This is a genomic window from Arthrobacter cheniae, from assembly GCF_003602275.1.
In the GTDB taxonomy this organism is placed as follows: domain Bacteria; phylum Actinomycetota; class Actinomycetes; order Actinomycetales; family Micrococcaceae; genus Arthrobacter_D; species Arthrobacter_D cheniae.
Genome location: NZ_QZVT01000004.1, coordinates 199320 through 212174, shown reverse-complemented (window position 1 = coordinate 212174; position 12855 = coordinate 199320). Strand labels below are relative to the sequence as shown.

The following is a 12855-nucleotide window of genomic DNA, read 5'->3' as shown; positions in this document are numbered from 1 at the left end:
CGATGACTCCCACCACAATCGGCATGGCGGCCGGCGCGGTCCTCGCTTTCGCGGCCCTGATCTTCGGCTTCTGGGGATTCCTCCTGACCCTGGTCCTGGTGCTCTGTGGTGCCGTCGTCGGGCGCATCGTCGAGGGGAAGCTCGACCTCCGAGGCGTCATCGACGCCCTGGCCGGCCGACGCTCGTCCTCGTGACCGGCGAGCCCGGTCCCGAGCTCGACCCCGATCGCCCCCGCACCGTGACGAACTCCGTGACGACCCTCGTGACCACCGAAGCGGTGTCCATGGGCGTGGCTGCCCTCGCTGGGCACAACCGCATCACCACGCAGGCGCTGACCAGTACTGCGCGGGCAGCTGCAGCGGAGGTGCTCGGTGTCGCGCCGACGCAGGTGAAGGCGTCCTTTTCCGATGACAAGGGCCTCCTTGCCCTCCTCCTCGCCCTGCCTCTGCCCGTGCCGGCCCTGACCCGCGTGGCGGATGATCCCAGCATCGTCGACTCCTTCGGGGGTCCCCTGTGGTCCCGCGCAGCCGCCGCCCGGACACCGATCCTCGACCGCGTGCAGCAGCTGACCGGCGCGCGGCTGAGCCGAGTCGACATCCGTATCATCGGCAGCACCGTCACCAAGGGGGCGAGGGTGTTGTGAGTCCGACCCCGCTCGACCGCTCCGCGCCGGCGTCGACCGCCCGTCTCGTGCGCCGGGAACTGCACGCTTCGCGTGCCGTCCCCTCGGTTCTGACCGCGATCCTCCTGATCATCGTCTGCCTCGTCCTGCTGTTCGAGGCCGCGCTAAAGGCGTTGGGGGACAACCCGTTCCTCGTCGACGTCGAGGCGGTTGCCGCATGGATCGGGGCGTTGCCGAGTGGGGTGCCTGCATCGTTGCTCGGCACAGGCTCCTTCCTTCTGCTCGTCCTCGGTGTGCTCCTGCTCCTCCTCGCACTCCTTCCCGGACGCCGCGCCCGCTACACGATTCCGAATGAGCGGGCCGCCGTCGTGGTCGACGCCGAGGTCGTGGCGTCCTCGCTCGCCCGTCGGGCACGCGCGGAGGCGGGAGTTGCGCCCGAGCAGGTGCTGGTCACCGTCGGCCGCTCGTCGGTCACGGTCCAGATCCGGCCCACGTCCGGGATTCCCGTCGACGCGGAGGCCGTCCGCGCAGCCGTTGCCGATGACCTCCGGCGCTCGAGCGTGGAGCCCGAGCCCCGCATCACCGTCGTCGTGGCGGAATCGGGGGTCATCGGACAATGAACACCACGCCGCGCTTACTCAACCGAATCGTGCTCGCCGTCGTGGGGATACTCCTGCTCGCGGCCGGTGCCGCCGGGCTCGTCCTCCTGACACTGCCCGCGGTTGCCGTCTGGTGGGGCGGCGCTGCGCCGCGGGTGGCCCAGGCGATCGGTGACGTCCGCACCGCCACCACGCTCGAAGGGCAAGCCGATACCTGGCTCTGGATTGCACTCGCGGCGGTGCTGCTCGTCCTGATCGTGCTGCTCGTGCTCTGGATCGCGGCGCAGGGGAGGGGCCGAACAGGGCTCTTCGCGTCCGTAGACGCCCGGTTTCCCGCACCGCACGGCCGGCACGTGGGGCCGCCGGCCGGAGGATCAGCCGGTGGTCGGTCCTCCGGAATGGGGTCGAGGGGCGTGCAGTCGGAGGATGGAGGGACGCTTGGGTCGGTGACCATTACGGCCGCGGCCGCGGAGCAGGCCCTGAAGGCTGCGCTGCTGGAACGCTCCGAGCTGGTCGGCGCTTCGGTCAGCACGTGGCAGGTCCGGGGCGTGCCGGGCCTATGGGTGAGGGTCTTCCCTCGCAAGGGTGCGGCGCCCTATGCCGTCGCCGCCGAGGTCTCCAGACTCGTCGAGGCGCTGGACCGGGTCACGGGATACCGTACTCCGGTGCTGATCAGCATCAGTTCGGGCACCCGTGTCCGTTGGACGCGTGCAGACCGCGTCAGCTGAATCCTGATTCCAGTTACGATTCGGTATCAGCAGGGTGATGCTGCTCCGCCGGGTTGTCACTCGGGGATGTAAGCGCTTACTCTTGCGATATCAATCAGGAAGGCGGCGCATTCCTGGGCTGGGCGGCAGCGACGCCGCGAGCCTGACGAACACGGGCCGCAAGACAAAGGAGTCTGTTTCAATGGCGAATATTCGCTCACGGAAATTAACGCTGCCCGTTGCAGCACTCAGCGTTTCCCTCCTGGCTCTCGCCGGGTGCGGGTCGGAGGGATCCGACGGTGCAGGAGGTTCCGGCGACGTGGACTGTGCCGCCTACGAGTCCTACGGGACGTTCGACGGCGCCGAGGTCAGCGTCTACTCATCCATCGTCGATCTCGAAGCGGAATACCTCGAGAACTCCTGGGCCGATTTCTCGGAGTGCACCGGTATCGAGGTGGCGTTCGAGGGCTCCAAGGAATTCGAGACCCAGGTCGGCGTCCGCGCCCAGGGTGGGACTGCTCCCGACCTCGCCATCTTCCCTCAGCCGGGCCTGCTCGCCGCCCAGGCGGGCAACCTGAAGCCGGCTCCGCAGGCGGTTTCGGACCTCGTCGATGAGGGCTGGAGCCCTGACTGGAAGAAGTACGGCACCGTTGACGGCACTTTCTACGGGGCTCCGATGCTCGCGAATATCAAGGGCTACGTCTGGTACGTCCCCGCGACTTTCGAAGAGAAGGGCTGGGAAGTCCCCGCCACCTGGGACGAGATGACCGAGCTCACGGAGAAGATCGCCGGCGAGGAAGAAGAAATCAAGCCCTGGTGTGCAGGTTTCGAATCCGGCGAAGCAACCGGCTGGCCCGGAACCGACTGGATCGAGGACGCCGTGCTCCGCGAGCACGGCCCCGACGTCTACGACCAGTGGGTAGCCCACGAGATCCCGTTCGACGACCCGCGGATCGTCGAGTCCTTCGACCGCGTCGGTGACATCCTCAAGAACGACGACTTCGTCAATGGAGGGTTCGGCGACTCGCGTTCGATTCTCTCGACCGCCTTCGCGGAAGCCGGCCAGCCCGTCCTCGACGGACAGTGCGCCATGCACCACCAGGCATCCTTCCAGGCTGCCAACTGGCCCGAAGGGACCAACGTCGCCGAAGACGGCGATGTATGGGCCTTCATGACTCCTCCCGTCGATCCTGCCGCTGGAACGGCGATCACCGGTGGCGGCGAGATGGTCGGCGCCTACGCCGACCGTCCCGAGGTCGTTGCACTGCAGACGTACATGGCCACGGCTGAATTCGCCAACGCCCGCGTATCCCAGGGTGGTGCGATCAGCGCCAACAAGGGACTGGATCCGGAGCTCGCCGGATCGGACCTCGACCGTCAGTCGATCGAGTTGCTGCAGGATCCCAACACCGTGTTCCGCTTCGATGGTTCCGACCTGATGCCGGGTGCGGTCGGTTCCAACTCCTTCTGGAGTGGCATCGTGAACTGGATCAACGGCTCCTCCACCGAGGAAGTAACGAAGTCGGTCGAGGACAGCTGGCCCTCGTCCTAGGCCACTAGCAGCAGGGCGCCCCACCGAATGGTCGGGGCGCCCTGCTGTACCCGGCAGGGCAGGGCGGATTGCACAGTGAAATTCGCCCTACCCTGCCGCCCCTCCCAATTCTTTTCATAACGCACACCAAGGAGGCTGGGCTGTGGAAGATATTGCAGACAAAGGTTTACAGGTGGTGGTGGGCCTTGCTGTGTTCGCAGCCGTCATCGGCCTCATCATGCTCATCGTGGACCGGGCGCCGAAGTCGGCGCGAGACAAGGTCCAGATTGCGGGATTCCTGGCTCCGGCACTGGTCCTGCTTGCAGTAGGGCTGGTGTTTCCCGCTCTGCAGACGTCCTACCTGTCCTTCACGGACCGCAACGGAGCGTTCGTAGGACTCGATAATTTCGTCTGGATGTTCACGCAGCCGGAGGCACTCATCACCCTGAGGAACACCCTCATCTGGGTGGTCCTCGTCCCACTGCTCGCCACGTCCGTCGGACTCGCCTACGCCGTGTTCATCGATCGCGCCCGTGGCGAGAAGGCACTGAAGGCGCTGGTGTTCATGCCCATGGCCATCTCCTTCGTCGGAGCCGGTGTCATCTGGCGCTTCGTCTACGCCTACAAGGGCGCCGAACAGGACCAGATCGGACTGCTGAACCAACTGCTGGTCTGGTTCGGGCAGGAGCCGAAGCAATTCCTGCTCGATGCCCCCGAGAACACGTTCTTCCTGATCGCGGTGATGATCTGGATCCAGACGGGATTCGCGATGGTGGTTCTCTCCGCGGCGATCAAGGGCATCCCCACCGAGATCGTCGAAGCGGCAAGACTCGACGGTGCCGGCGCCTGGCAGCAATTCCAGAATGTCACCATCCCCACCATTCGCGGCTCCCTCATCGTGGTGGTCACGACCATCACGATCGGGACTCTCAAGGTCTTCGACATCGTCCGTACGATGACCGCGGGACAGTACGAGACCTCTGTGGTCGCCAACGAGATGTACACCCAGGCCTTCAGGGCGGGTGAGCCCGGACGGGGCGCCGCCCTGGCCCTGATCCTGTTCCTGATGGTGCTGCCGGTCGTCATCTACAACGCCAGGCTGCTCCGCAAGCAGAAGGAAATCCGATGAGCACTGTCCCCCTCGAGAACAAGAAGGATCTCCTGCCGGAGGTCGACGACGCCTCCCGGGACCGCTCCACCATGCAGAAGCGCGTGAGGCAGCGGCTGACCTCGCGCCGGGCCACTGCGGCGGCGATCATCATTGCCGTGATCTGGACGATCCCCACCCTCGGCCTGCTCATCTCGTCGTTCCGGCCGGAAGCCAACATCAAGGGCAACGGCTGGTGGAACGTCTTCACCGACCGGCAGCTGACACTCGAGAACTACGCCGATGTGCTGAGTCCGGGAGGCAGCCAGTCGCCCAACCTGCTGTCCTATTTCGTGAACTCGCTCGCGATCGTGATACCGGGAACCATCTTCACGCTGGTCCTCGGCGCGATGGCCGCCTACATGTTCGCGTGGGGGCGGTTCAAAGGCAAGGACAGCCTGTTCATCTTCGTCTTCGCGCTCCAGATCGTCCCGCTGCAGATGGCACTCATCCCGCTCCTGCAGCTGTTCACGCAGGTCCTGAAGATCGGTGAGTTCCAGCTGCTGCCGAGCGGCACGTATGCGCAACTGTGGGTGGCCCACACCATCTTCGGACTTCCGCTGGCGATCTTCCTGCTGCACAACTTCATCGCGGAGATCCCGGGAGAGGTCATCGAGGCAGCCCGCGTCGACGGCGCCGGACACAGCACGATCTTCTGGCGCATCGTCGTCCCCCTCGCCACTCCGGCCCTCGCCTCCTTCGGAATCTTCCAGTTCCTCTGGCTGTGGAACGACCTTCTGGTGGCCCTCGTGTTCTCGGGCGGAGGGGCCGACGTCGCCCCGATCACCCAGCGCCTCGCGGAAATCCAAGGGTCGCGCGGTGGTGAGTGGCAACGCCTGACGGCCGGCGCCTTCGTGTCCATCATCGTTCCGCTCGCGGTGTTCTTCGGGCTTCAGCGCTACTTCGTGCGAGGCTTGCTGGCCGGTGGCCTGAAGGGTTAGGACATGACCAGTATCGACGACGTCGCGGCCTCCCTCGGGGTGTCGACGGCGACGGTGTCCCGCGCACTGCGCGGGCTGCCGGGCGTAGCCGAGGAGACACGCGCAAGAGTCACCGCGACCGCGAACAAACTCGGCTACGTGCCGTCGTCGTCGGCGTCCGGTCTTGCTTCCGGCCGCACCATGGCCATGGGTGTCCTCGTCCCGGTGATCGATCGCTGGTACTTCTCCGCCGTACTCGAAGGCGTGGACCGCCAGTTGCGTGCTGCCGGCTACGATCTCATCGTGTTCAGCCTCGGCGGCGACGGCGTGAACCGGGACCGCGTATTCCATCGCTCCATCCTCCGCAAGCGCATCGATGCGCTACTGGTGATGTGCATGCATCTGACGGAGGAGGAGCGGACAGCGGTCCAGGAGCTCGAGTACCCGAACATCGTGATCGGTGGTGCCGTCGAGGGTGTACGCCACGTCGGGATCGATGATGCAAGGGCGGCCCGTGATGCTGTGGAGTACCTGATCGGGCTCGGCCATACTCAGATCGCCCACATGCGCGGGGGCGGGTCCTTCGACATCGACTTCGAGGTGCCGCGCCTCCGTGAGCAGGCGTTCCGGCAGACGATGGCAGACCACGGCCTTCCCGTGCGCGAGGACTGGTCGGCCTTCGGTGACTTCAGGTTCTCGACGTCCCGGTCCTCGGCGCTGAAGCTGCTCGCCGATCCGCTGCATCGTCCGACGGCGGTGTTCTGCTCCTCGGACGAGATGGCATTCGGCGTCCTCAAAGCCGCCGCGGAACTCGGGATCGCGGTTCCAGGCCAGCTGTCGGTCATCGGCATCGACGACCACGAGTTCGCCGAGCCGATGGGTCTGACGACCATCCGCCAGGATCCCGCGGATCAGGGCGCATTCGCAGCGGACCTCCTCCTGGGTGAGCTACTGCGCCATGAGCCATCCGAATATCCTCCGTCGCGGCCACACCTTCTGGTCGAGCGGCAGTCGACGGGACCGGTCGGAGCCTGAGCGCCGGGCGTCGCCTACGTGCGGCTCCGTGGGTTTGCACCGACGGATCGTTGGTGTGGTGGCCGTGCTCGGCTTTCAGCACGCCGTCCTCGTTCCAGGGCGCGCTACGGTTTCCGCAACCGGTCTGTTCAGGATGCGCGCGCAAGCTGTCGGATAGGGATCCATCGCGAGGCGAGGCGCCGGTAGGACGCCGCTGCACCCATCATGTCCGCCTCCGCGAGGCTCTCGATCCCCAGGCGGACATCCATGGGGGAGTCATCGGGGAAGACGCGATCTGCCACCGGGCCGTAGTCCACTTCCACCACGGCATCACGACGGAAGATCTCGAGCCATTCCACGATCTCCGTGAGTTCGTCGAGGAGGTCCATCTCCGGAGCGCCGATGGCGAGCTGGGCGACGCAGCGCCTGCCGCGGTCGATGCAGTCTCCGATCCTCGCGGTGACGCGCACGGTGGTGACCCGGCCGTCATCCTCGACCACCTCCGTGAGGTCGTCCTCATGGATCAGCGCAAACCAGGCGAATGGCACACCCCAGGTGGCGGACCGCGTGTGCAACTTGGCGACGGAGTCGGCGAAGGTGTCCGGATCGAGCCTCGCTTGGTGGGCCTCACGAGCGACGTCGGGCACGAGGACGTCGATCAGTGGCCCACGGAGGCTGTGGTCGAGCGATTCCGCAGCCAGTGTCGTCCTGACGGCGAGCTGGTTCGGGCAGTAGTAGGGCGCCGTCCTACCGCTGGCGGTGGGGAACTGCGTCACCCGCACGAGGTCCGGCTCGTGGTGCGGGAACGGATCGGAGACGGAGCGCAGCACGCGCCGCAGGGACTGGTCGTGCTCGATCGACTCGGTCAGCTCCCGCTCACGCGCGCGCTGCTCCAGAATAGCCAGTTGCTGGGCGTCCGAGAAGGCGTCGAGGGGCTCGTAGACGCGGAGGTAGGAGACGTAGGGGAACGGCCGGGTCGGGTCGCCCATCCGGCTCACGGCCCGCTGAGTTCCACGATGACGGGAGCGTGGTCAGAGGCACCTTTGCCCTTGCGCTCCTCGCGGTCCACGAAGGCGTTGGTCGCGCGCCTGGCCAGGGCGGGTGAACCGAGGACGAAGTCGATGCGCATGCCCTCCTTCTTGGGGAATCGCAGCTGCTTGTAGTCCCAGTAGGTGTAGAGGCCGGGGCCCGGCGTGTACGGGCGTGCCATGTCCGTGAAGCCGGAATCGAGGAAGGACTGGAAGGCGGCGCGCTCGGGCGGGCTTACATGGGTGTATCCGCCGTCGACGAAGAGGTCGATATCCCACACGTCCTCGTCCTGGGGCGCGATGTTCCAGTCACCCATCAGGGCGATCTGCGCCTCGGGGTCCTCGGTGATCCACTGCTGGGCGTGGCCGCGGAGGGTATCGAGCCAATCGATCTTGTAGGGCATGTGCGGGTCGTCCAGGGCGCGCCCGTTCGGGACATACAGGCTCCAGACCCTGACACCCCCGCACGTTGCGGCGATGGCACGGGCCTCCTGAACGGGCTCTGTTCCAGGCTTGCCGAAGGTGGGCTGGTCAGGAAAGGTGCGCTCGACGTCGTCGAGCCCTACCCGGGACGCGATGGCGACACCGTTCCACTGACCGAGGCCGAAGTGCGCCACCTCGAAGCCGCTGTTCTCAAACAGGTCCCAGGGAAAGTTGTCGTCCTTGCACTTCGTTTCCTGGATGGCCAGGACGTCGACGTCGGAGCGGTTGAGCCAGGCTTCGACGCGGTCGGCGCGGGCACGGAGGGAATTGACGTTCCAGGTGGCGATCTTCACGGTCTCTACGTTACCAACGGCGGTGTTCAGCCCCGCCACCATGAATCGAAGATCGTCACGGGCACCGTTCGCTTGTGCCGTGTGATCCAGTAGCGATGTTCGATGGCTTTCGCGGCGTCGGCATCGACTTCGCGTCCCTCGAGGTAGTCGTCGATCTGCTCGTACGTGAGACCGAGCTCGTGCTCGTCGGCCCGGCCCGGCAGATCGTCCAGCAGGTCCGCCGTCGGGATCTTGTCGAACAGGGAGGCAGGGGCGCCGAGCTCCTGGAGCAGCGCGCGGTTCTGGCGCTTGTTGAGGCCGAAGAGGGGGAGGATGTCCGCTCCGCCATCGCCGAACTTGGTGAAGAAGCCCGTGACGGATTCGGCGCCGTGGTCCGTACCGACGACGAGGAGGTTGTGCTGTCCGGCCATTGCGTACTGGGCGACCATGCGGGCCCGGGCCTTGGTGTTGCCCTTGGTGAAGTCGGAGATGTGCTCGCCCGTGGCGCGCGCGTACTCCTGCTGGATGCCATCGACGGCGGGCGCCACGTTGAACACCTTCGAGGTGCGGGGCTGAATGAAGGCGAGGGCCGCCTGGGCGTCCTCCTCGTCCTTCTGCATGTTGTAGGGAAGCCGCACCGCGATGAAGTCGGCGTCCACCCCCTCGGCGCGAAGCTCGTCGACGGCGAGTTGGGCGAGCTTCCCGGCAAGGGTGGAGTCGAGCCCTCCGCTGATGCCGAGGACGAAGCCACGAGTGCCTGTGGACCGCACATAGTCCTTCAGGAATCCCACGCGGCTGCGCACCTCTGCAGCAGGTTCGATGGTGGGCTTGACGCCCATCTCCTCAATGATCCGGGCCTGAAGTTCGCGCATGGACACAGGCTACTCCGCTTCGATTTCTACGACGTTACGAACGACGCGCGAGCAGAGGGAGCGGGGCCGCCGCGCCGGGGCGTGCCGCGACGGCCCGGGGCGGCGACCTGCTGGTCGAGGAGCTACTGGTTGAAGGCGGCGTCGAACGACGTCTCCGACGGGGCGAAGTCGAATCCCTTCAGGAAGGCGAGGGCCTCGGGTGCACCCTGCAGGCGGTCCATGCCGGCGTCCTCCCATTCCACGGAGATGGGGCCGGAGTAGCCGATAGCTGTCAGGGCCCGGAAGCTGTCCTCCCAGGGAACGTCGCCGCGACCGGTGGAGACGAAGTCCCACCCTCGGCGGGGATCCCCCCAGGGCAGGTGCGAGGACATGATGCCGTTGCGGCCGCCACCCATGCGCATCTTCGTGTCCTTGCAGTCCACGTGGTAGATCCGGTCCTGGAAGTCCGAGATGAACGCCACGGGGTCGATCTGCTGCCACATGAAGTGGCTCGGATCCCAGTTGAGGCCGAACGCGGGGCGGTGACCGATGGCCTCGAGCGTGCGCTGCGTGGACCAGTAGTCGTAGGCGATCTCGGAGGGGTGCACCTCGTGTGCGAAGCGGACACCGCACTCGTCGAAGACGTCGAGGATGGGGTTCCAGCGGTCGGCGAAGTCCTGGTATCCGGCATCGATGACCGACGCCGGGACGGGCGGGAACATGGCCACGTACTGCCAGATGGAGGATCCGGTGAAGCCGACGACGGTGTCCACGCCTAGCTTCTTCGCGAGCCTCGCGGTCAGTTTCATCTCCTCCGCCGCACGCTGCCTCACGCCTTCGGGGTCGCCGTCGCCCCAGACCTTCGGCCCGACGATCGCCTGGTGGCGGAAGTCGATCGGGCTGTCGCAGACGGCCTGGCCCTTCAGGTGGTTCGAGATCGTCCATACCTTGAGGCCGTTGCGTTCCAGGATGTCGAGCCGGTCCTGGATGTAGGCGTCGTCGTCCCATCGCCACGCGTCGAGATGGTCGCCGGACACGGCGATCTCCAGTCCGTCGTAGCCCCACTGGCCGGCGAGTTCGGCCACCTTCTCGAAGGGGAGATCGGCCCACTGGCCGGTGAACAGGGTGAAGTTGCGTGGCATTCGAGTGCTCCTTGCGGGGTAGTCAGTGCTGAGCTGGAGGCGTTCGGTCTGTGGCGACAGCCCGACGGAGGAGGCGCGAGCCTGAGGGGGTCGGACCTAGATCGTCTTGGTCCAGACGCTGTCTGCGGCGGCGCTGCGCTCGACGCCGTCAAGTACCTTCTGTACCTGCAGACCGTCGGCGAAGGAGGGCTCAGGCTGGCGCTGCTCCATGACAGCCTCGACGAAGTCCTTCGCCTGGTGCACGAAACCGTGTTCGTAGCCCAGGGCGTGGCCGGTCGGCCACCATGCCGACATGTAGGGGTGCGCGGGCTCCGTGACCATGATGTTGGTGAACCCCTGGCGCGTATCCGGCGCTGTCGTGTCGTAGAAACCGAGGGAGTTGAGGTTCTCCAGGTCGAAGGAGATCGCTCCGGTGGAGCCTGCCACCTCGAGCCGGAAAGCGTTCTTGCGGCCGGTGGACATGCGTGTCGCCTCGAAGGATCCGACGGCGCCGCCGTCGAACCGGCCACTGAACAGTGCGAGATCATCCACGGTGACAGAACCTCGCTCGGAGACCGCAGTACCAGCCAACCCTGATGCCTCTCCCAGCAGGGGGCGTTCATGAACGAAGGTGTTGAGGATGCCGCTCACGCCGATCACCCTCTGGCCGGTGACGAACTGCGCGAGGTCGACGGCGTGGGCGCCCAGGTCGCCGAGCGCGCCCGATCCGGCGTGGTCCTTCTGAAGGCGCCAGGTCAGCGGGGCGTCGGGATCGACGAGCCAGTCCTGCAGGTAATTGGCCCGGACCTGCCGTACCTCCCCGATGGCTCCGGACTGGACCAGGTCGCGGGCGAAAGCGGTCGCAGGGACCCGACGATAGGTGAAGCCGACCATGGCGAAGACATTCGTGCCGGCGCGCTCTGCCGCCTCCGCCATCGCTTCGGCCTCCTCGAGGGTATTGGCGAGCGGCTTCTCGCACAGCACATGCTTTCCCGCCTCCAGCGCAGCAATGGCGATCTCGGCGTGCGAACCACCGGGAGTGACGATATCGACGACGTCGATGTCGTCACGGGCAATGGCTTCCCGCCAGTCCGTGGCAGTTTCCTCCCACCCCCATTTCCTGGCTGCGGCTTCCACGCCCTGGGCATTGCGTCCGACGAGCAGTGTCATTTCCGGTCGGGCTGGAAGGTCATAGAAGCGTGGAGCAACCCGCCAGCCCTGTGAATGGGCGGCGCCCATGAATCCGTGTCCGATCAGGGCAACCCTCAGGGGTGGTACGTCGTTCAGCATGTTTCCTCTTATCCGGCGGCGGTTGTAGTAGCTGTTGGATCGAAGCGGGGAGCCCTTGCCAGTGACAGGGCTCCCCGCCGTTCATGCTTCTACGACTCGAAGGCGGTCGGCAGGTACTGATCCACGTTGTCGCTCGTTACGACCGGTGCATTCAACACGACGCGCTTCGGGACCTCTACTTCCACGAGGTCGCTCATCGCCTTGTTCTGGACGATGAGGCGAGCGAGGCGGATGCCGTCCGCCGCCTGGGTGGAGGGGTAGATGACGGTGGCCTGCAGGACGCTCTCGCCCGACTCGATCTCGCGCATGGCGTTGGCAGAACCGGCGCCGCCGACCATGAAGAACTCATCGCGGCCCGCATTGTCGATGGCGGCCAGGACGCCGACGCCCTGGTCATCGTCGTGGTTCCAGATGGCGTCGATCTTCGGCGCAGCTGACAGCAGTTGCGACGTCGTCGCCTCGCCTCCCTGGACCGTGAAGTCCGCGGCGACGCGGTTGTCGACGTCGAGACCGCAGGATTCCAATGCGTCCGCGAACCCCTTGCTGCGGTCCTGTGTCAGGGGCAGCGAATCGATGCCGGCTATCTCGGCGACGACAGCCTCATCGTTGCCTTCCAGCTGCTCGCAGACATAGGTGCCGGCGCTGACTCCCATTCCGTAGTTGTCGCCCAGCACGGTTGTACGTGCTGCGAAGGGGCTCGAGAACTCACGGTCGACGTTGATGACGGGGATGCCGGCCTCCATGGCCTGGATGGCGACCGGTGTCAGGGCAGCACCGTCGGTCGGCAGCAGCACGATGGCGTCGACGCCGTCGTTGATGAATTGCTCGACCTGGCTGATCTGCAGGTTGGCGTCGTTGGTTCCCTCGGCCACACGCAGATCGACGTCCGGGTACTCCTCGGCCGCTGCAGTTGCAGCGCTGTTGATTGCACCCAGCCAGCCGTGGTCCGCGGCTGGTCCGGAGAACCCGATGACCACCTGGTCACCCTCGGCCTGGTTGCCTTCGACCGAAGCGTTGGTCGGCTGCGTGTTGGTGTCTTCCGAGCCCGCCGTGCACCCGCTGACCAGGGCGCCGACAGCCAGGAAGGCACCGGTGGTGACGAGCATTTTCCGGCTGGTACGAACTGCAAGCATCTGTATCTCCTCGATGAGTTAGGTGCGTCATCGCAAGGAGGCGGTGGGTGGATCCATGGCTGCGGCCTTACGTGACTGGAATCACAATAACAGAAGAACGAGGGAAATCGACGACTTTGGGCCGATAGTCGACATAA

14 protein-coding genes are annotated in these 12855 nt (G+C 65.9%); 8 read left to right on the top strand and 6 right to left on the bottom strand.

The window, feature by feature from the left end; translation table 11 throughout:
- The first annotated feature begins 2 nt into the window (after positions 1–2).
- From D6T63_RS08830 to D6T63_RS08795, 8 genes are all read left to right on the top strand, one after another.
- Positions 3–194, top strand: a complete 192-nt coding sequence (locus tag D6T63_RS08830; RefSeq protein WP_120148634.1) for a DUF2273 domain-containing protein — start codon at positions 3–5, stop codon at positions 192–194.
- Between the two features lie 89 nt (positions 195–283).
- A complete protein-coding gene (locus D6T63_RS08825) occupies positions 284–643 on the top strand; it encodes a hypothetical protein (RefSeq protein ID WP_120148936.1) in 360 nt (119 codons plus the stop codon).
- Entirely contained in the window at positions 640–1242 is a 603-nt protein-coding gene (locus tag D6T63_RS08820) for a DUF6286 domain-containing protein (RefSeq protein ID WP_120148633.1), read from the top strand. The genes D6T63_RS08825 and D6T63_RS08820 overlap by 4 nt, the downstream gene beginning before the upstream one ends.
- A complete protein-coding gene (locus D6T63_RS08815) occupies positions 1239–1949 on the top strand; it encodes a hypothetical protein (protein ID WP_120148632.1) in 711 nt (236 codons plus the stop codon). The genes D6T63_RS08820 and D6T63_RS08815 overlap by 4 nt, the downstream gene beginning before the upstream one ends.
- A gap of 181 nt (positions 1950–2130) precedes the next feature.
- Positions 2131–3480 carry an ABC transporter substrate-binding protein gene (locus D6T63_RS08810; protein WP_120148631.1) on the top strand — a complete coding sequence of 450 codons (1350 nt, stop codon included), beginning with the start codon at positions 2131–2133 and terminating at the stop codon, positions 3478–3480.
- A gap of 142 nt (positions 3481–3622) precedes the next feature.
- The gene (locus tag D6T63_RS08805) at positions 3623–4588 is read left to right on the top strand and encodes a carbohydrate ABC transporter permease (RefSeq protein WP_120148630.1); all 966 of its coding nucleotides are present in this window, start codon (positions 3623–3625) and stop codon (positions 4586–4588) included.
- Positions 4585–5547, top strand: coding sequence for a carbohydrate ABC transporter permease (locus D6T63_RS08800; protein ID WP_120148629.1), 963 nt, complete (start codon positions 4585–4587; stop codon positions 5545–5547). The genes D6T63_RS08805 and D6T63_RS08800 overlap by 4 nt, the downstream gene beginning before the upstream one ends.
- 3 nt (positions 5548–5550) lie before the next feature.
- Positions 5551–6561: a LacI family DNA-binding transcriptional regulator gene (locus D6T63_RS08795; RefSeq protein WP_120148628.1), complete on the top strand. Its 1011-nt coding sequence runs from the start codon at positions 5551–5553 to the stop codon at positions 6559–6561.
- A 128-nt stretch (positions 6562–6689) separates the two neighbouring features.
- Here the strand turns inward: D6T63_RS08795 and D6T63_RS08790 are convergent, their stop codons facing one another.
- From D6T63_RS08790 to D6T63_RS08765, 6 genes are all read right to left on the bottom strand, one after another.
- Entirely contained in the window at positions 6690–7529 is an 840-nt protein-coding gene (locus D6T63_RS08790) for a hypothetical protein (RefSeq protein WP_120148627.1), read from the bottom strand.
- A 5-nt stretch (positions 7530–7534) separates the two neighbouring features.
- A complete protein-coding gene (locus D6T63_RS08785) occupies positions 7535–8344 on the bottom strand; it encodes an exodeoxyribonuclease III (RefSeq protein ID WP_120148935.1) in 810 nt (269 codons plus the stop codon).
- Positions 8345–8370: 26 nt separating this feature from the next.
- Positions 8371–9195, bottom strand: coding sequence for an ammonia-dependent NAD(+) synthetase (gene nadE / locus D6T63_RS08780; RefSeq protein WP_120148934.1), 825 nt, complete (start codon positions 9193–9195; stop codon positions 8371–8373).
- Between the two features lie 122 nt (positions 9196–9317).
- Complete coding sequence (locus D6T63_RS08775) at positions 9318–10316, bottom strand: sugar phosphate isomerase/epimerase family protein (RefSeq protein ID WP_120148626.1); 999 nt, start codon at positions 10314–10316, stop codon at positions 9318–9320.
- A gap of 96 nt (positions 10317–10412) precedes the next feature.
- Positions 10413–11585 carry a Gfo/Idh/MocA family protein gene (locus tag D6T63_RS08770; protein ID WP_182976939.1) on the bottom strand — a complete coding sequence of 391 codons (1173 nt, stop codon included), beginning with the start codon at positions 11583–11585 and terminating at the stop codon, positions 10413–10415.
- An 89-nt stretch (positions 11586–11674) separates the two neighbouring features.
- A complete protein-coding gene (locus D6T63_RS08765) occupies positions 11675–12718 on the bottom strand; it encodes a substrate-binding domain-containing protein (protein ID WP_120148625.1) in 1044 nt (347 codons plus the stop codon).
- Positions 12719–12855: the final 137 nt, after the last annotated feature.